A 17858-nucleotide genomic window follows, 5' to 3' on the forward strand; every position below is an offset into this window, starting at 1 on the left:
CTCAGGAAATTTGTTGCTGTGGACGACGACGATACGCCCAAATCATCATAATGGCACCCGCGACAATCATCGGAATGGAGAGGATCTGCCCCATGCTGATGTACTGTACCCATTCGCCGGTAAATTGTGCGTCAGGCTGACGGAAGAACTCGACGATAATACGGAATGCGCCGTAGCCGATCAGGAACAGGCCGGAGACAGCGCCCATCGGACGCGGTTTGCGGATAAACAGGTTGAGGATGATAAACAGCACCACGCCTTCCAGCGCCAGCTCGTACAGCTGAGACATATGGCGCGGCAGCACGCCGTAGGTATCGAAAATGGACTGCCACTCCGGATGTGATGGCAGCAGCGCGATATCTTCTGCGCGGGAGCCCGGGAAGAGCATCGTGTACGGCACGCTCGGGTCGACGCGGCCCCACAGCTCGCCGTTGATAAAGTTACCCAGACGGCCAGCGCCGAGACCAAACGGGATCAGCGGTGCGATAAAATCTGACACCTGGAAGAAGTTGCGTTTGGTGCGTTTGGCAAAAATTACCATCACCAGGATCACCCCAATCAGGCCGCCGTGGAAGGACATGCCGCCGTCCCAGACGCGGAACAGATAGAGAGGGTCATTCAGGAATACCGGGAAGTTATAGAACAGCACGTACCCAATACGACCACCGAGGAACACGCCGAGGAAGCCCGCATAGAGCAGGTTTTCAACTTCGTTTTTCGTCCAGCCGCTGCCCGGACGACTGGCGCGACGGCCAGCGAGCCACATGGCAAAAATGAAGCCCACCAGGTACATCAGACCGTACCAGTGAAGCGAAACAGGTCCTACTGAGAAAATGACCGGATCAAATTCCGGAAAATGCAGATAACCACTGTTCATCTGTCACCACAAGATGTTGTTATTCCGCTGAAAGTGGACAGCGGTAGAAATGCGATTCTGCCGTAAGCAGAGGCTCCAAAGTTGCGAATCATAGCACAAGGCTGGCGCGGAGGATGCGCCAGAGATGTAAAAGATGTGTATAGGGTTTTATGCACGCTGGAGCCCTCTCCCGGGGGGAGAGGGAGAAAGGCGATTAGCGGCCGCCGCGGATCAGGCCGCCCATACCGCGTCGTTCCATAAACGCCGCGACCTGATGACGAACCTCTGCTGCCAGCTGCGCGTCAAGGCTGCGTTCAGCCAGCTCTCGGGCATCGTTGATGTCGATATGCCGCAGCAGGTACTTCACGCGGGCGACAGCGCGACCGTTCATCGACAGATGGCGGTATCCCAGACCAATCAGGATTGCAACACACATGGAATCCCCGGCCATTTCACCGCACAGGCGTAAATCAATGCCGTACTGTTCCGCTTCACGGGCAATCATCGCTAACGCGCGAATGATCGCCGGATGCAGGCTGTCGTAGATACTGGCGACGCGCGTATTGTTACGGTCGACGGCCAGAATATATTGCGTCAGGTCGTTTGTGCCGACAGAGATAAAATCAACACGGTTTGCCAGCTGCGGCAGCATAAAGACCATAGACGGCACTTCAAGCATCACCCCAATCCGCGGTTTCGGGATCGCATAGCCGATCATCTCTTCCACTTCACGGCCTGCACGTTCGATCAGCCGCCGGGACTCGTCGATCTCATCAATGCTGGTGACCATCGGGAGTAAGATGCTGAGATTGCCCGTCGCCGCGTTGGCGCGCAGCATCGCACGCACCTGGATCAGGAAGATCTCCGGCTGATCGAGCGTAATGCGGATCCCACGCCAGCCCAGGCACGGGTTTTCTTCGCTGATCGGCATATAGGGCAGCTGTTTATCCGCGCCGACATCCAGGGTTCGCAGGGTGACAGGTTTGTCGTTAAACATCTGCAGCATCCCCTGATACTGCGCCACCTGCTCCTCTTCGGAGGGGAAACCGCTCTGCAGCATGAACGGGATTTCAGTACGGTATAAACCAATACCGTCGATGCGGCTGCCAAGCTTTTCTTCATGCTCAGGGCTTAAACCGGCGTTGAGCATGACTTTGATCCGCTCTCCGCTCTTAAGCTGTGCGGGCAGGTTAACGTCATCCTCCGCCAGCTTGCTTAATTCATTCTCTTCGCTGATAAGACGCTGGTATTCCTGGAGCAGAACCGGCTCAGGATCGACCAGCAGCTCACCGCGATAGCCGTCAACGACCAGCGTACGGCGGTGCAATACCGAGGGCTGGATATCGGCCCCCATAACGGTTGGGATACCCAGCGCGCGCACCATAATGGCGGCATGCGAGTTGGCGGCACCATCGCGCACCACCACACCGGCCAGCCTGTCCTGAGGCAGTTCAGCCAGAGTCGTTGCCGAGAGTTCATCGGCGACCAGCACAAACCGTTTTGGCCAGGCATTCGGCCCCTGAATGGTGTCATCGAGATGGAACAGCAGACGTTGTCCCAGGGCGCGGAGATCGCCAGCCCGCTCTTTCAGATAACCGTCGGTCAGTGCCGCAAATTGGTCGGCAAATTTTTCGATGACCTTCTTAACCGCCCACTCCGCGACCGAGCCTTTGTCCACTTCCGCAAAAAGCTCACGGCGCAGACGCGCATCGGAGAGCAGGTGCGAATAGAGGTCGAAGATGGCCGCCGTCTCTTTTTGTGCGCCTGCGGCAAAACGCTTGCTGTAACGACGAAATTCATTCGCCGCCTCTTCCAGCGCGGCGGTAAGACGCTCGCGCTCAAGCGCTTCATCAAGCGTAGAGGCTTCGTAAACCTGCTCCATCAGCGGCAGCGTGGCGTCCATCCAGCCTTCAGCAATCGCTACGCCCGGCGATGCCGGAAGGGCACGAATGCGCGTATGGCGATATTGACCAAAGAGCGCGGCAAGCTGGGACTGGGAGAGGATCGCCGCCATCTGCGTGGCCAGCGTGACGAGGAAAGACTCTTCGCTTTCGTCGTACTGACGTAGCTCGCGCTGCTGGACGACCAGCACGCCGAGCAGCTGACGACGCTGGATAATCGGCACGCCAAGGAAAGCGCGGAAGCGCTCTTCTTTTACGGAAGGGATGTATTTAAAGCTGGGGTGTTTTTGCGCGTCAGCAAGGTTGATGGGTTCAGCCAGCCGCCCAACCAGGCCCACGATACCTTCATCAAATGCGAGCGTGACGGTGCGTCCACGTGGTTTTTTCAAACCACGGGTCGCCATCAGGTAATAGCAGCGCCGATCGTGGTCGGCCAGATACACCGAACAGACTTCGGTCTCCATCGCAAGACAGATGTCAGTGACCAGAATATTCAGCGCCTCGTTCAGACGCGGAGCACTGGCCACCTTCTCGACTATTTCTCGCAAGCGGGTGAGCATGATTTGCGTAGCTTAACCTCTTTTACGTCGCCATGCAGGTGCGTTCTGCGGCTTAGGCGGGATCTCCTGAAGCTGCATTACCACACTTGCAAACTCTTTCATCACCCTACGGTAAACATCGCGTTTAAATGACACGACCTGACGAACAGGATACCAATAGCTCACCCAGCGCCAGCCATCGAACTCCGGCGTACTGCTGGTTTGCATATTGATGTCTGAATCGTTGCCCACCAACTGCAACAGAAACCACTTCTGTTTCTGGCCGATACAAACCGGCTTTGTGTCCCAACGCACCAAACGTTTCGGTAACTTGTAACGCAACCAGTTGCGGGTCGAAGCCAGGATGCGAACATCTTTTCGGCTTAAACCGACCTCTTCAAAAAGCTCCCGGTACATCGCTTGTTCTGGGGACTCTCCCGGATTGATCCCGCCTTGAGGGAACTGCCAGGAGTGCTGACCATATCGCCGGGCCCACATTACCTGGCCCTGACGATTACAAATTACTATTCCTACGTTCGGGCGGTAGCCATCGTCATCAATCACCGGACTACCCCAAACTAAACCTTATATATGAATGATTGTTTCACACTACAGGGAGGCGGTAAACCACTCTCTTACAGGGCTGCAACCTAATAACATTTGAATAACTCACAAATAAGTGCTGAGTTATAAACAGATGAGAGGCAGTGAAGGGAATTTTATTCACCTTTTCTGTGGATATAGTTGTGAAGAAGTGTCTAATTACCGATGAACAACCTCAAACCCTGCCTTGCCACCGCTTTCGCGACAGTTAAATAACCTAATACTTTTCATAACGTTAAATGTATTTCCATGAACCAAAAACAGAATAGCGTGACGATCGTCACATCAGGGATCGTCGTGCTGATGAAAGATCGAACAGCGTCGGTTTTATCCACAGATTGTGCCAATAAGTTAGTCACAATTTGTTTGAAAATTCGAATTTCATCGCACGTCAAGGCTGTAAATTGAAACAGTAGTCAGGGTTATGCCCAGTTATCCCATTTTTCTGTGGATAACATGGTGTAAGATCCTGTTCATTGTCAGTGACCAGATTTGAACAACCGGTTTTCCGCCTCAGGTGAAACGATTTCAAACCAATAAAAAAACCTATAAATCATAGACATGGAATATTGGTACAGAAATAGTTAAACTCTATCCACAGGGGACAATTTCTTCGTTTATTTTTTAATCAAAAGGTTACCTTCATGCATCCGCTTACACCCTTGCTCTCGCCGCCGTCCAGCGAGGGCCAGTTGCTACAGCAGGCACAGCGTCTTGCAGGCTTTTCGCTTGGCGAGCTGGCGGCAATGGCAGGGCTTCAGATCCCGAAGGATCTGAAACGGGATAAAGGCTGGATCGGCATGCTGCTTGAGCTGTGGCTGGGTGCCAGCGCAGGGAGCAAACCCGAGCAGGATTTTGCAGCGCTTGGCGTGGAGTTAAAAACCATCCCCATAGACAGCCAGGGCAAACCGCTTGAGACCACCTTCGTCTGCGTTGCGCCACTAACCGGCAACACCGGCGTGACGTGGGAAACCAGCCACGTTCGTCACAAGCTGAAGCGCGTGTTGTGGGTGCCGGTCGAAGGTGAGCGTCAGATCCCCCTGGCTGAGCGTCGCGTTGGTGCGCCGCTGCTCTGGAGCCCGAACGACGATGAGGAGCAACAGCTGCGTCTGGACTGGGAGGAGCTGATGGACATGATTGTGCTTGGGCAGGTAGAGCGCATCACCGCCCGGCACGGAGAAGTATTACAGCTGCGCCCGAAAGCGGCTAACAGCAAAGCGCTTACCGAGGCAATCGGCGCGAAGGGTGAGCCGATACTAACGTTGCCGCGCGGTTTTTATCTCAAAAAGAACTTCACAGGCGCGCTTCTTGCTCGCCATTTTCTTCTAAAAACATAGTTTTTTACTTATTTTGCGAGCTCTCAAACATAATCAGCTGGTTTTTAAGATTTTACCGCTTCCTCCTGTTGCCATATCGGGTTAAAACTAAACTATGATTTGATACGAGCCAGATGAGGACGATAACGATGAAAAAATGGGCAGTGTTAGTTTCAGCAGTCGGTTTAGCGTTTGCCGTATCGGGCTGTAGCAGCGATTACGTCATGGCGACAAAAGATGGTCGAATGATCCTGACCGACGGCAAACCCGAAGTCGACGATGATACCGGTCTGGTCAGCTACCGCGACCAGGAAGGCAATAAAATGCAGATCAATCGCGACGAAGTATCGCAAATTATCGAGCGATAAACAGAGAGAGGTCAGTCGCTTGCTGGCCTTTTTGATTTTTTTCTTCCCCTTTTGCTTCCCCTCTGCCATGTTTATATTCCTTTGTCGGGCACGCCCTGACGCGGTCTATAAGTCTACTGAGGAAGCCGGCTATGCATTATCACCGTATCCCCCACAGCGCTCTGGAAATAAGCCAACTGGGGTTGGGCACGATGACATTTGGTGAACAAAACAGCGAAGCCGATGCCCATGCACAACTCGATTACGCCGTCAGCCAGGGGATTAACCTGATTGATGTCGCGGAGATGTACCCTGTTCCGCCACGTCCGGAAACGCAGGGACTTACCGAAACCTACGTCGGTAACTGGCTGGCAAAACGCGGCAACCGTGAAAAGCTGGTGATTGCCTCAAAAGTCAGTGGTCCCGCGCGCAACAACGATACCGGGATCCGCCCGAATCAGATCCTCGATCGTAAGAATATCCGCGCCGCACTGGACGCCAGCCTGAAGCGCCTGCAAACCGACTACCTCGACCTGTATCAGGTGCACTGGCCGCAGCGTCCAACCAACTGCTTTGGTAAGCTCGGCTATAGCTGGAATGAGAGTGCCCCCGCCGTAACGCTGCTGGAAACGCTGGAAGCGCTGACCGAGTGCCAGCGCGCGGGAAAAATCCGCTACATTGGCGTCTCTAACGAAACGGCCTTTGGCGTAATGCGCTATCTTCACCTGGCGGATAAACACGACCTGCCGCGTATCGTCACTATCCAGAACCCATACAGCCTGCTTAACCGTAGCTATGAGGTGGGTCTGGCCGAAGTGACGCAATATGAAGAAGTAGAACTGCTCGCCTATTCCTGTCTCGGCTTTGGCACGCTGACGGGGAAATACCTGAACGGCGCGAAACCGGCCGGGGCGCGAAATACCCTCTTTAGCCGTTTTACCCGCTACAGCGGCGAGCAGACGCAGAAGGCCGTTGCCGCCTATGTGGATATCGCGAAGCGTCATGGTCTTGACCCTGCACAGATGGCGCTGGCCTTCGTGCGTCGTCAGCCGTTTGTTGCCAGCACCCTGCTGGGCGCGACCACGATGGAACAGCTGAAAACCAATATTGAGAGTTTCCACCTGAACCTGAGTGAAGAGGTGTTAGCGGAGATTGAAGCGGTGCATCAGGTATACACATACCCGGCACCGTAATAAAAGCAAAACGGCAACACAGGTTGCCGTTTTTAGGGTTTTCTTCCTCTCCCTGTGGGAGAGGAGTGGCGTGAGGGCATCAGGCCGCACTTATCAACGCCGACGCTGCCAACCCCACAATCCCGCAATCGCCAGCGCAAACAGCCCACCAAACCCGACGCCAATCCCCACCACCGGCACACCGACTTTTACCGCCAGCGAGTAGAGCCCCAGCATTAGCAGCATCGCCAGGTTTTCACCCAGGTTTTGTACCGCGATGGCATTCCCCGCCCCGACGGTATGCTTGCCACGTTCCTGCAGCAACGCGTTCAGCGGCACCACGAAGAAACCGCCCAGAATACCAATCAGGATGAGGAGGACATAGGCAGGCAATAAAGCATGTTGTAGCGAGAAAATAAGCACTACGACGCCAATCAGGATCCCCGCGGGCATACAGCGTGCTACGGTCTCTAGCGTCACCAGCTTCGCCGCCGCGCCTGCCCCCACCACAATGCCGATGGCCACCATCGCATTAAGATAGGTCGGCGTCGCGTTGTCGGTAATTCCAAGCGCCACCGGCACCCACAGCACCAGCAGGAAGCGCAGCGTGACGCCCGCGCCCCAGAACATACTGGTTCCCATCAGGGAGAAACGCGTTTCTCCGTTACGCCACAGCACGCGACAGGCGGTAAAGAAATTGCCGGTCATCGGTTTAAAGCGCCAGGATTGCCCCGGGCGAGCCACAGGTAGCTTAGGAATAAACAGGTTCGCCACAACTGCCCCGCCATACACCACCGCGCAGATGCCCAGTGCCGCCAGGACATGCCAGTCGGCCAGTACGCCGCCCGCGACGGATCCGAGCAGGATTGCGGCGATGGTTGACGACTCCATCAGGCCGTTGGCTTTCACCAGCTTATCGCCCGTGGTCAGTTCTCCGAGAATGCCATACTTCGCCGGGGAGTAAGCGGCAGCGCCAATGCCCACCAGCGTGTAACCAATAAACGGATTGAAGCCAAAGCAAATGCTGGCAGCACCCAGCAGCTTGAGGCCGTTGGCAAACATCATCACCCGCCCTTTGGGGAAGCTGTCTGCCACCTGCCCTACAAACGGAGCAAAGATAATGTAAGCGCCCACAAACACCATCTGCATGATCGGCTGGCTCCAGTCGGGGTAAAACTCGGCCTTCAGCAGCGCCAGCGTGGCAAACAGCAGCGCGTTATCACCAAACGCAGAGAGAAACTGCGCAGCGATAACGGCCATCATGCCTTTCGACCTGAGCGATGTGTTAGTGTGTACTGACTCACGCATTTTGCTGTTCCGCCTCTTCAACCATGCCTTTGAGGGTCACGAAATCGGGCTTCCCGCTACCCAGCACCGGGAGCTGCTTCAGGTAGCGAATATCGCGCGGCACGGCCAGTTCAGGAATACCGTGTTCGCGCGCATAGCTCAGTAACCTGTCGCGCTTAAGCTCAGCGTCGGTCGTAAACAGCACCAGCGCCTCGCCTTTGCTGGCATCACTCTTCACCACCGTCGCATGCATTTTATCCGCGGAGACGGCCGTCGCCAGCTGCTCAACCATTTCCAGAGAGACCATTTCACCGGCGATTTTGGCGAAGCGCTTAGCGCGCCCCTGAATCTGTACAAAGCCCTGTTCATCAAAACGGACAATATCACCGGTGTCGTACCAGCCGGTTTCAACCTCCCCGTTGACGTTTTCAGCCGTCGGCACCTCAAGCACGCCTGGGTTTTCCACGCGCAGATAACCGTTCATCACGTTTGGCCCTTTCAGCTGCAGACGGCCACCGTCCTCAATGCCCGGCACGGCCAGCAGACGCGCATCCATCCCCGGCAGAATTCGACCCACCGTACCCGGCTTCGCCGCCATCGGTACGTTAATCGAGACCACGGGAGCACACTCGGTAACGCCATAGCCTTCGAGAATGCGCAGGCCAAACTTGTCCTGCCAGATCTGACGCGTGCTCTCCTGCAGTTTTTCCGCACCGGCCACCACATACCGCACGCGATAGAAGTCATACGGATTGGCGAAGCGCGCGTAGTTGCCGAGGAACGTTGAGGTGCCGAACAGGACGGTGCAGTTTCGGTCATACACCAGCTCCGGCACAATCCGGTAATGCAGCGGGCTTGGATAGAGGAACACTTCTGCGCCGGTCAGCAGCGGCGTAAAGAGTCCCACCGTCAGGCCAAAGGAGTGGAACAGCGGCAGCGCCGACATAAAACGGTCATTCGCGGTAAAGTCGGCAATGCTTTTGATCTGCTCAACGTTCGCCAGAATGCTCTTGTGGCTGTGGACGACGCCTTTCGGGTTGCCCTCCGATCCCGACGTGAAGAGAATGATCGCGTCATCTTCCGGCTGCTGTTTGACCTGCGCCAGACGCGGCATAAGCAGGTGAGCAAAAATCCACAGCTTGTCGCCGGTGGTTACGTCCGCTTTCAGATCCTCCAGGAAAACCCAGCGCACCTGGGTGAGCTGCTCGGGAAGATGCCAGAGCTTGCCTTTGTCCAGGAACTGACGAGAGGTAAAGACGGTATTAATCTGGGCAGCGGTAATGGCGCTGGTCAACCCTTTCACGCCCGCCGTGTAGTTCATCATTGCCGGGATGCGCCCCCGGGAAACCGCACCAAAAATCACCGCCGCGCTGATGCCCGCGTTAGGCAGCATCAGGCCAATCTTTTCGCCCTTCTTGCTGTACTTCTCAAGAATGCGGCCCACAAACAGGGTCTTAGTCAGCAGCTTGCGATAGGTATCCGGGGTAAAGTTGATGTCTTCGATGCAGTTTTTCTTCGCGCCATAGCGGTGCTGCGCGGAAAGCAGAGATTCGTACAGCGTTTCGCGCGGGCGCACGGCCATGCGCGCTTCCATCATAATCTGGTGCAGCATTTCTCCGGCGATTTTACGACGATCGCGGGCACGCGGCGCGTCCGGCATCGGTAACGACGTGGGCGGCAGAATATGCAGCGTGATTTTTGGGAACAGACGCTGCTTCACCAGCCCCTTCAGTCGGCTGAAATGGGTCAACTCTGCGCCTTCAATACGCAACGGCACCACGGTCGCTTTTGATTTCGCTGCAACAAACCCCGCGCCATCGTAGATTTTCATCAGCGAACCGGTCACGGAGATACGCCCTTCCGGGAAAATAACCACCGGACGCCCTTGCTCAACCAGACGCACCAGATGCTTAATCATCATCGGCTTTGTCGGGTCGAGCGGCACAAAATCAATCAGCGGCGTGAGCCAGCGCATGTACCACTGCTGGCTGATAGAGGTATAGACCGCAAACACCGGGCGCACGGGTAAAAATAGCGCCAGCAGAATGCCGTCTATAAAGGAAACATGATTTGGCGTGATAAGAACGCGTTCGCCGCGAAGGGCCTGGGCATCGCCAGTGACGCGGATGCGAAAAAGAATACGGAAGAGTGTACGGAAGAACCCAAATAGCATCTCAACTCCCTTTGCCAGCCAGTGTGGAGGGTTGATAGTAAATGGTGGCAGATTACACGAGAAGTGATACGGGAGCGACAGCAAAAGTGGAGGCGAAAAAAAACCTGCGCATCCGCGCAGGTTGGTGCAAGAGATGAGTACGAAGCCGTACTAAGAATTCTCACCAATCAATACCTCTGGGATCTCGACTGTATCAATCCTGTTAACGTTCCCGCTATCAGACAATCGCAACAGCCTGAGGCAAAGTGTAACCAAAGGTTCAGATTGACATTTTTCAGACATGACTGTGCGTGTAACGATTACACCGCCAGGGTTGTCCTGCGTCACGTTTGTGGAGAGCGGAAATCCGCTCCCCTTGAATGCGCGCCGCTTTTCCGCAACACTATTTGGTGTGTAAACGCTTACCCCCAACAAGAAGGTAATGAATGGCGACAATAAAGGATGTGGCCCGTCTGGCAGGCGTGTCGGTGGCAACCGTCTCCCGCGTGATTAACGACTCACCGAAAGCCAGTGACGCATCGCGCCAGGCGGTACAAAACGCCATGGAATCTCTTAACTATCATCCCAATGCCAATGCCCGCGCGCTCGCCCAGCAGTCCACCGAAACCATTGGGCTGGTAGTGGGTGATGTTTCCGACCCCTTTTTCGGCGCCATGGTGAAAGCGGTTGAACAGGTCTCTTACCAGACAGGCAATTTTTTGCTGATCGGCAATGGCTATCATAATGAGCAAAAAGAACGCCAGGCCATCGAGCAGCTGATCCGCCACCGCTGCGCCGCGCTGGTGGTTCATGCCAAAATGATCCCGGATGCCGAGCTGATTCACCTGATGAAGCAGATGCCTGGAATGGTGATCATCAACCGCATTATTCCCGGGTTTGAAAAACGCTGTGTGGCCCTCGACGACCGCTACGGAGCCTGGCTTGCGACCCGTCATCTGATTCAACAGGGCCATACCCGGATTGGCTATCTCTGTTCCAATCATCCGATTTCTGATGCGGAAGACCGCCTGCAGGGCTACTACGACGCCCTGCGCGAAAACGGCCTGCCGTGTAACGATCGTCTGGTGGCCTACGGTGAACCGGATGAGAGCGGCGGTGAACAGGCCATGACCGAGCTGCTGGGTCGCGGACGAAATTTCACGGCGGTTGCCAGCTATAACGACTCCATGGCCGCGGGGGCAATGGGGGTGCTGAATGACAACGGGATTGAGGTTCCGGCAGAAATTTCGCTGATTGGCTTCGACGACGTGCTGGTCTCTCGCTACGTGCGCCCGCGGCTGACCACCGTACGCTACCCGATTATCACCATGGCGACGCAGGCCGCCGAGCTGGCGCTAGCGCTGGCTGAACAGCGCCAGCCGCCGGATATTACGCATCTGTTTAGCCCGACGCTGGTTCGCCGTCACTCCGTTGCTTCACCTGCGGAAGCGCAGAGCGAATAACGATAGAGGTGAACCCGGGTGTTGGGGTATTCCAGCCCATCACCGATATACTGCCAGCCGTAACGTTCGTAGAAGTCGCGGCAGGCAGACCAGAGGTGCAGTTCTTCATATCCCGCCTGCGCGGCCCAGGAAATAACATGCTGCTGTAGCTTTCCTGCCAGTCCCTTGCCTCGCGCCGCGTCGTCAACGTAGAGCGCCGCCAGCCACGGAAAGAGATCCTGACGGGTGATCAAATCGCAGCGCCAGAGCCCTACCGTACCAACAAGCTGTTCGTCTTCTACGGCGATAAAGGTCAGCGGTAATGCTCCCGGCGTCTGGCTGTGCTCAATAATGCTGTGGAAAAATTCCCGAGAAAGCCCTTCGCCAAAGGCCTGCCAGAGCCAGTCGGTGACCTGCTCCGCATAGTGCGGTGCCTGGTAAAGCGGGAGGATGGCTATCTTTTTCACGTTTCACCTGCGTTTTCTCATGTTTTGCTGGCCTGTCGCCCCAGCTCGGTTCGGCGATTACTTTACCAGAGTCAGACTATTTAGTTTTACTTCACGCAGGCCAGACGAATCGTGACCAAAAAGCGTGATCGTGGCAGAAGTTTTGCGCTTCCCGCATCGCTTATACGCCGTGAGGTCTGTGTTAAACTGCAAATCATTACGTGGAAGCAGGAATGTAGAATGGCAACAATGCTGGATGTCTCACTGCGTGCGGGCGTGTCGAAGGCTACCGTCTCGCGCGTGCTGAACGGCACAGGTCAGGTTAAAGAGAGTACGCGTCAGCAGGTCTTTGCTGCGATGGAAGAGCTGGGCTATCGCCCGAACTTTCTCGCGCGTTCGCTGGCTAACCAGACCAGCAACAGCATTGGCCTGGTCGTCTCGACCTTCGACGGCTTTTACTTTGGTCGTCTTCTCCAGCAGGCGTCGCGGCAGACGGAAACTCACGGGAAACAGCTGATCGTCACCGACGGTCACGACGCGCCGGAACAGGAAGAACAGGCCGTGCAGATGCTGGCAGATCGCCAGTGCGATGCCATCGTGCTTTACACGCGCTACATGAGCGAAAAAGCGATCGTCAAACTGATGAACAACGTGAAAACGCCGCTGGTGATCATTAACCGCGAAGTGAGCCAGGCGCCAGATCGCTGCGTGTTTTTCGAACAGCAGGATGCCGCGTTTAAGGCCGTGGATTACCTGATCGCCCAGGGCCATCGGGAGATCGCCTGTATCACCGTTCCGATCCACACCCCAACCGGGAAAGCGCGGCTGATGGGCTACCGTAAGGCGCTGGAAAAGCACGGCATTCGCCTGGACGAGCGTCGGATAAAGTACGGCGATGCGGGAATGACGCGGGGATACGAGCTGTGCAAGGAGTTGATTGCCGACGGTGTGTCGTTTAGCGCCCTGTTTGCCTGTAACGACGATATGGCCCTGGGGGCGTCCAAAGCGTTACACCAGGCAGGGCTTAAAATTCCGCAGGATATTTCACTGTTCGGCTTTGACGATGCCCCAAGCGCGAAATGGCTGGAGCCTGCGCTCTCATCGGTTTATCTGCCCATCGACAACATGATTGTCACGGCCATCGATCAGGCGATCCGGCTGGCAAAAAACCAGCCGGTCGATGCCATCCCGCCGTTTACCGGCACGCTGGTGTTACGCGATTCGGTTACAACGGGGCCGTACTTTCATCAGATGAGTTCTAAAGCCAGCAGTTCCTGAATGGTCTGACGACGACGGATCAGCCGTGCCTTGCCGTTATCAAACAGCACTTCCGGCAGCAGCGGGCGGCTGTTGTAGTTAGATGACATCGACGCCCCGTATGCACCGGTATCATGCAGCACAAGATAATCACCCGGTTTGACCTCTGGCAGCGCGCGGGTCTCCACTTTGCCGCCTTCCTGCTGGGTAAACACGTCTCCCGATTCGCACAGCGGGCCCGCAACGACCGTCTCAACGCGCGGCGCCTGCGTTAAATCACGGCCGTCGGCGGCCAGGGCGGTAATGTGGTGATAGCTGCCGTACATGGACGGACGCATCAGATCGTTAAAGCCTGCGTCAATCAATACGAAGTGGCGAGACCCCATCTCTTTCACGCTGCGCACCTGTGAAACCAGCACGCCGGCTTCCGCAACCAGGAAACGACCCGGCTCAATTTCCAGCTTCACCGCGTGGCCAAGATGCGCGGCGATTTGGTCACGCGCGGCGCTCCACAGACCGTAATAGTGATCGGTATCGATCGCCTCTTCGCCTTCGCGATAAGGAATGGAGAGACCGCCACCGGCTGAGATCGCCTCCAGATCCTGGCCGAAGTCGACAACCTGGCGCACCATCGCACCGCACACCTGCTCCAGGTGGCCGTAATCGACGCCAGAGCCAATGTGCATATGAATACCCACCAGCTTCAGGCCGTAGCGCTGTAATACCTCCAGCGCGGCAGGCATATCGGCATACCAGATCCCGTGCTTGCTGTTTTCGCCGCCGGTATTTGTTTTTTGGCTGTGGCCATGACCAAAGCCCGGGTTCACGCGCAGCCAGACGCGATGGCCAGGAGAAACCTGACCCAGCTGCTCCAGCATATCTACAGAGCCGGCATTCACCGGGATCTGCAGTTCGTGGACGCGCGCAAGCGTCGCATCGTCGATCACATCGGCAGTAAAGACGATCGCGTCGCTGTCGGCTTTCGGATCAAATCCGGCTACCAGCGCGCGCTCGATTTCGCCAAGCGAGACGGAGTCGACCTTCACGCCCTGCTCACGCATCAGGCGCAGAATATGAATATTGGAGCAGGCCTTCTGGGCAAAACGCACCACGTCAAACTGATGCAGAGCAGCGATCTTCTCGCGAACGATCTGCGCGTCATAGACCCACACCGGACAGCCAAACTCGGCAGGCAGGCGCAGCAGGTTGTCGGCGTTCAAATCGGTATCGGTCTGGTTCAGCGGGCGTGGCATGGTCTTCTCCGGGTAAATGCGTTTTGATGATTACGCCACAGCGCGAAGAGAATAAAAAATATCGTTTTATCGCGAGTCTATGCAAAAATGATATGGACAGTAATCTGCTTTCAGGTGCCCTATGCCCGCCGTCAATTTACGCCACATCGAGATTTTTCACGCCGTGATGACTACCGGCAATCTCACCGAAGCCGCACAGATGCTGCATACCTCGCAGCCGACGGTGAGCCGCGAGCTGGCCCGCTTCGAGAAAGTGCTGGGGCTGAAGCTGTTCGAGCGCACCCGGGGCAGGCTTCACCCGACGGTGCAGGGGTTGCGCCTGTTCGAGGAAGTCCAGCGCTCCTGGTACGGACTGGACAGAATAGTGAGTGCTGCGGAAAGCCTGCGCGAGTTTCGCCAGGGCGAGCTGTCGATCGTCTGCCTGCCCGTCTTTTCGCAATCCTTTTTGCCGATGCTGCTGCAGCCCTTTCTGGCCCGATACCCGGAGGTCAGCCTCACTATCGTGCCTCAGGAATCCCCTCTGCTTGAAGAGTGGCTTTCGGCCCAGCGCCATGATTTAGGGCTAACCGAAACCCTCTCCACGCCGGCGGGAACGGCGCGCACGGAGTTGATCTCGTTAGATGAAGTGTGCGTTCTGCCCGCCGGGCATCGGCTTGCCGGTAAGGCGGTGCTCACGCCGGAGGATTTCCACGGGGAAAACTACATTAGCCTGTCGCAGACCGACAGTTACAGACAGCTGCTGGATACGCTATTTGCCGAGCATCAGGTCAAACGGCGAATGGTGGTGGAAACGCACAGCGCGGCTTCGATTTGCGCGATGGTGCGTGCGGGCGTCGGCGTCGCGGTGGTGAATCCGCTCACGGCGCTGGACTACGCCGGAAGCGGGATCGTCATCCGCCGCTTTAGCGTTTCCGTCCCGTTCACCGTGAGCCTGATCCGCCCGCTGCACCGTCCGGCTTCCGCGCTGGTGGACGCTTTCACCGAACACTTAAAGGAGCACGCGCGTCAGGTGGCGCTTCGCTTACCTGACCTGCAAAACCCCTTATGACAGCATAAACGCTACGGCATCTGCCGCGTGAAGGGCGGTAGTATCAAATACCGGGACAGGGCTTCGATCGGCCGGCACCAGCAGGCCAATCTCGGTGCAGCCGAAGATCACCCCTTCTGCCCCCTGCTGCGCCAGCTTTTCAATCACGCTGACGTAATACGCCCGGGAAGATTTGCTGAAGGTACCGAGGCAGAGCTCGTCAAAGATAATCTGATTGATGCGCGCCCGATCGTCTTCATCCGGGATCAGGCTCTCGATCCCAAATTCACTGTGCAAACGCCCGCGATAAAAATCCTGTTCCATGGTGTAGCGTGTCCCCAAAAGCGCTACGCGGCGCATCCCGGATGCCGCAATCGCACGCCCCGTTGCATCCGCGATATGCAGAAACGGCAGCGCGCAGCGGTCCTCAATATGCGACGCCACTTTGTGCATGGTATTGGTACACAGCACGATACTCTCGGCGCCGGCACGCTCCAGTCCCAGCGCCGCCTGGGCCAGAATCTCTCCGGCTTTATCCCACTCCCCGCTCGACTGGCAGGCTTCAATTTCATGGAAATCAACGCTGTGCAGCAGCAGGCTTGCGGAGTGCAGACCGCCAAGACGCTGCTTTACCCCTTCATTAATCAGGCGGTAATAAGGGATTGTCGATTCCCAGCTCATTCCACCTAACAGGCCAATCGTTTTCATCATCCCTCCTTATCTTTGTTCTTTTTGTAACACAACCGAAGTACATAAAAAAAGGCGCTTTATTCAGCGCCTTTTTAAACAAAAATCGGTTAGCTTCTGCATACGTTAGGATACGTAAACAGGCAATACAATCAGACGCCGATGTTCCGCAGTTTCTCTCCTGCCATCAGCTTGCGTTCAATGTGTTCCAGCGTCACGCCTTTGGTTTCCGGAATCAGCCAGAACGTGACGCCAATAAACGCTACGTTCAGCACCGTATAGAGCCAGAAGGTTCCCGCTGCGCCAATCGCGTCCAGCAGCGTCAGGAACGTCGCGCCGATGATCATGTTCGACACCCAGTTGGTGGTCGTTGAACAGGTGATGCCAAAGTCACGGCATTTGAGCGGCTGAATTTCGGAGCACAGGATCCACACCACGGGCGCGGCGCTCATCGCGTAACCTGCGATACACATCATGGTCATACCGACAGAAAGCCAGGAAAGCCCGCTTGAGGCCGTGCCGTTATCAAACTGCATCAGGCAGTAGCCGAGGATCAGCGTGCCGAGCGCCATCACGCTGAAGCCAATTTTCAGCGCCGGTTTACGCCCGGCTTTGTCCACGGTGAATACCGCAATAAAGGTGGCGAACATAAAGGTCAGCCCGACCACCAGAGTCGCGATCATCTGCTGTTCCGTGGTAGTGAATCCGGCCATTTTGAAAATGCGCGGCGCGTAGTACATGATGATGTTCATCCCGGTGAACTGCTGCATCGCCTGCAGCAGCATGCCGAGGAAGACCGCGCGGCGCACGTTGCGGTTGATCTTAAACAGCGCCCAGCCGCCCTGCTTTAACTTCAGGCTTTCGCGGATTTCGTTCAGCTCTTCGCGCGCTTTTTCCGAGGTATCGCGCAGCATGCGCAGAACCTCTTCCGCCTCCACGTGGCGCCCTTTTTGCGCCAGCCAGCGCGGACTGTTTGGCAGGAAAATCACCAGGACGATCAGCACCAGCGCCGGTAAGGCCAGCACGCCCAGCATCGCGCGCCAGTTGCCGCTGTAGCTGAAGTAGGTGTCAGACAGGAACGCCAGCACAATACCCAGCGTGACCATCAGCTGATACATGCTGATCATCTTGCCGCGCACGTTTTCGCTCGCCATTTCGGAGAGATAAAGCGGCGCGGTGTAGGACGCAATCCCCACCGCCACGCCCAGCAGCACGCGGGAGAGCAGCAGGATTTCAACGTTAGCGGCAAACGCCGAGCCAATAGAGCCGGCAACGAACAGAATCGCCCCGACCATCAGGCTGTATTTGCGCCCCAGACGGAACGACAGCCAGCCGTTGAACAGGGCGCCAATGGCCGCGCCGAGCATCATGCTGCTCACCACCCACTCCTGCAGGCGACTGCTGAGGGTAAAGTGATCGGTAATAAACGGTAACGCGCCGGCAATGACGCCGATATCCAGTCCAAATAACAGTCCAGCCACGGCGGCGGCAATGGAGACAAACTGGTTCATGCGGCGAGTATCGCGCAGCGCAGCGGGCATTAGGGTAGAGTCATTTATCGATGTCATATTTT

15 protein-coding genes are annotated in these 17858 nt (G+C 56.3%); 6 read left to right on the forward strand and 9 right to left on the reverse strand.

The genetic code is table 11. The features are described from left to right. Position 1: 1 nt before the first annotated feature. From lgt to rppH, 3 genes are all read right to left on the reverse strand, one after another. The gene (lgt, locus tag ACOTZB_RS15005) at positions 2–877 is read right to left on the reverse strand and encodes a prolipoprotein diacylglyceryl transferase (protein ID WP_023309046.1); all 876 of its coding nucleotides are present in this window, start codon (positions 875–877) and stop codon (positions 2–4) included. Positions 878–1070: 193 nt separating this feature from the next. Beyond that, positions 1071–3317: a phosphoenolpyruvate--protein phosphotransferase gene (ptsP, locus tag ACOTZB_RS15010; RefSeq protein WP_023309047.1), complete on the reverse strand. Its 2247-nt coding sequence runs from the start codon at positions 3315–3317 to the stop codon at positions 1071–1073. 12 nt (positions 3318–3329) lie between these two features. Then, positions 3330–3860, reverse strand: a complete 531-nt coding sequence (gene rppH, locus ACOTZB_RS15015; RefSeq protein WP_047650229.1) for an RNA pyrophosphohydrolase — start codon at positions 3858–3860, stop codon at positions 3330–3332. A gap of 683 nt (positions 3861–4543) precedes the next feature. Here rppH and mutH point away from each other — a divergent pair. The 3 genes from mutH to ACOTZB_RS15030 all read left to right on the forward strand — a co-directional run bounded on the left by mutH (position 4544) and on the right by ACOTZB_RS15030 (position 6755). After that, entirely contained in the window at positions 4544–5236 is a 693-nt protein-coding gene (mutH, locus tag ACOTZB_RS15020) for a DNA mismatch repair endonuclease MutH (RefSeq protein WP_038417291.1), read from the forward strand. A gap of 128 nt (positions 5237–5364) precedes the next feature. Continuing rightward, entirely contained in the window at positions 5365–5583 is a 219-nt protein-coding gene (locus ACOTZB_RS15025; protein ID WP_008499668.1) for a YgdI/YgdR family lipoprotein, read from the forward strand. 131 nt (positions 5584–5714) lie between these two features. Continuing rightward, positions 5715–6755 carry an NADP(H)-dependent aldo-keto reductase gene (locus tag ACOTZB_RS15030; protein ID WP_023309049.1) on the forward strand — a complete coding sequence of 347 codons (1041 nt, stop codon included), beginning with the start codon at positions 5715–5717 and terminating at the stop codon, positions 6753–6755. A 93-nt stretch (positions 6756–6848) separates the two neighbouring features. Here the strand turns inward: ACOTZB_RS15030 and lplT are convergent, their stop codons facing one another. Beyond that, positions 6849–8042: a lysophospholipid transporter LplT gene (lplT, locus tag ACOTZB_RS15035; RefSeq protein WP_421627621.1), complete on the reverse strand. Its 1194-nt coding sequence runs from the start codon at positions 8040–8042 to the stop codon at positions 6849–6851. Continuing rightward, positions 8035–10194 (reverse strand): bifunctional acyl-ACP--phospholipid O-acyltransferase/long-chain-fatty-acid--ACP ligase, encoded by a 2160-nt coding sequence (gene aas, locus ACOTZB_RS15040; RefSeq protein ID WP_045888657.1) that lies wholly within the window; start codon positions 10192–10194, stop codon positions 8035–8037. The genes lplT and aas overlap by 8 nt, the downstream gene beginning before the upstream one ends. 425 nt (positions 10195–10619) lie before the next feature. Between aas and galR the strand changes: the two genes are divergently transcribed. Next, on the forward strand, positions 10620–11636 hold the full coding sequence (galR, locus tag ACOTZB_RS15045) for an HTH-type transcriptional regulator GalR (protein WP_047650225.1): 1017 nt from the start codon (positions 10620–10622) through the stop codon (positions 11634–11636). Here the strand turns inward: galR and ACOTZB_RS15050 are convergent. Further along, positions 11597–12073: a GNAT family N-acetyltransferase gene (locus tag ACOTZB_RS15050; RefSeq protein ID WP_240608891.1), complete on the reverse strand. Its 477-nt coding sequence runs from the start codon at positions 12071–12073 to the stop codon at positions 11597–11599. The two genes, galR and ACOTZB_RS15050, sit on opposite strands and share 40 nt — an antisense overlap. A 228-nt stretch (positions 12074–12301) precedes the next feature. Here ACOTZB_RS15050 and ACOTZB_RS15055 point away from each other — a divergent pair, with 228 nt between their 5' ends. Then, positions 12302–13339 carry a LacI family DNA-binding transcriptional regulator gene (locus ACOTZB_RS15055; RefSeq protein WP_421627622.1) on the forward strand — a complete coding sequence of 346 codons (1038 nt, stop codon included), beginning with the start codon at positions 12302–12304 and terminating at the stop codon, positions 13337–13339. On the opposite strand, the gene lysA is transcribed toward ACOTZB_RS15055, so the two are convergent. Continuing rightward, positions 13309–14571 carry a diaminopimelate decarboxylase gene (lysA, locus tag ACOTZB_RS15060; protein ID WP_126785827.1) on the reverse strand — a complete coding sequence of 421 codons (1263 nt, stop codon included), beginning with the start codon at positions 14569–14571 and terminating at the stop codon, positions 13309–13311. The two genes, ACOTZB_RS15055 and lysA, sit on opposite strands and share 31 nt — an antisense overlap. A gap of 121 nt (positions 14572–14692) precedes the next feature. Between lysA and ACOTZB_RS15065 the strand changes: the two genes are divergently transcribed. Next, on the forward strand, positions 14693–15619 hold the full coding sequence (locus ACOTZB_RS15065; protein WP_047646287.1) for a LysR family transcriptional regulator: 927 nt from the start codon (positions 14693–14695) through the stop codon (positions 15617–15619). Here ACOTZB_RS15065 and ACOTZB_RS15070 read toward each other — a convergent pair. After that, entirely contained in the window at positions 15614–16306 is a 693-nt protein-coding gene (locus tag ACOTZB_RS15070; protein ID WP_421627648.1) for an aspartate/glutamate racemase, read from the reverse strand. The genes ACOTZB_RS15065 and ACOTZB_RS15070 overlap by 6 nt on opposite strands. 131 nt (positions 16307–16437) lie before the next feature. Next, the gene (locus ACOTZB_RS15075) at positions 16438–17853 is read right to left on the reverse strand and encodes a sugar porter family MFS transporter (RefSeq protein ID WP_032660200.1); all 1416 of its coding nucleotides are present in this window, start codon (positions 17851–17853) and stop codon (positions 16438–16440) included. Positions 17854–17858 lie beyond the last annotated feature (5 nt).

It is taken from the genome of Enterobacter cloacae complex sp. SHL020, from assembly GCF_049236945.1.
GTDB lineage: Bacteria > Pseudomonadota > Gammaproteobacteria > Enterobacterales > Enterobacteriaceae > Enterobacter > Enterobacter dykesii.

Excerpts from the sequence above, each read along its gene's own strand:
- lgt (WP_023309046.1), bottom strand. The coding sequence starts at position 877 with ATGAACAGTGGTTATCTGCATTTTCCGGAATTTGATCCGGTCATTTTC.
- ptsP (WP_023309047.1), bottom strand. The coding sequence starts at position 3,317 with ATGCTCACCCGCTTGCGAGAAATAGTCGAGAAGGTGGCCAGTGCTCCG.
- mutH (WP_038417291.1), top strand. The coding sequence starts at position 4,544 with ATGCATCCGCTTACACCCTTGCTCTCGCCGCCGTCCAGCGAGGGCCAG.
- ACOTZB_RS15025 (WP_008499668.1), top strand. The coding sequence starts at position 5,365 with ATGAAAAAATGGGCAGTGTTAGTTTCAGCAGTCGGTTTAGCGTTTGCC.
- ACOTZB_RS15030 (WP_023309049.1), top strand. The coding sequence starts at position 5,715 with ATGCATTATCACCGTATCCCCCACAGCGCTCTGGAAATAAGCCAACTG.
- lplT (WP_421627621.1), bottom strand. The coding sequence starts at position 8,042 with ATGCGTGAGTCAGTACACACTAACACATCGCTCAGGTCGAAAGGCATG.
- aas (WP_045888657.1), bottom strand. The coding sequence starts at position 10,194 with ATGCTATTTGGGTTCTTCCGTACACTCTTCCGTATTCTTTTTCGCATC.
- galR (WP_047650225.1), top strand. The coding sequence starts at position 10,620 with ATGGCGACAATAAAGGATGTGGCCCGTCTGGCAGGCGTGTCGGTGGCA.
- ACOTZB_RS15055 (WP_421627622.1), top strand. The coding sequence starts at position 12,302 with ATGGCAACAATGCTGGATGTCTCACTGCGTGCGGGCGTGTCGAAGGCT.
- lysA (WP_126785827.1), bottom strand. The coding sequence starts at position 14,571 with ATGCCACGCCCGCTGAACCAGACCGATACCGATTTGAACGCCGACAAC.
- ACOTZB_RS15065 (WP_047646287.1), top strand. The coding sequence starts at position 14,693 with ATGCCCGCCGTCAATTTACGCCACATCGAGATTTTTCACGCCGTGATG.
- ACOTZB_RS15070 (WP_421627648.1), bottom strand. The coding sequence starts at position 16,306 with ATGAAAACGATTGGCCTGTTAGGTGGAATGAGCTGGGAATCGACAATC.
- ACOTZB_RS15075 (WP_032660200.1), bottom strand. The coding sequence starts at position 17,853 with ATGACATCGATAAATGACTCTACCCTAATGCCCGCTGCGCTGCGCGAT.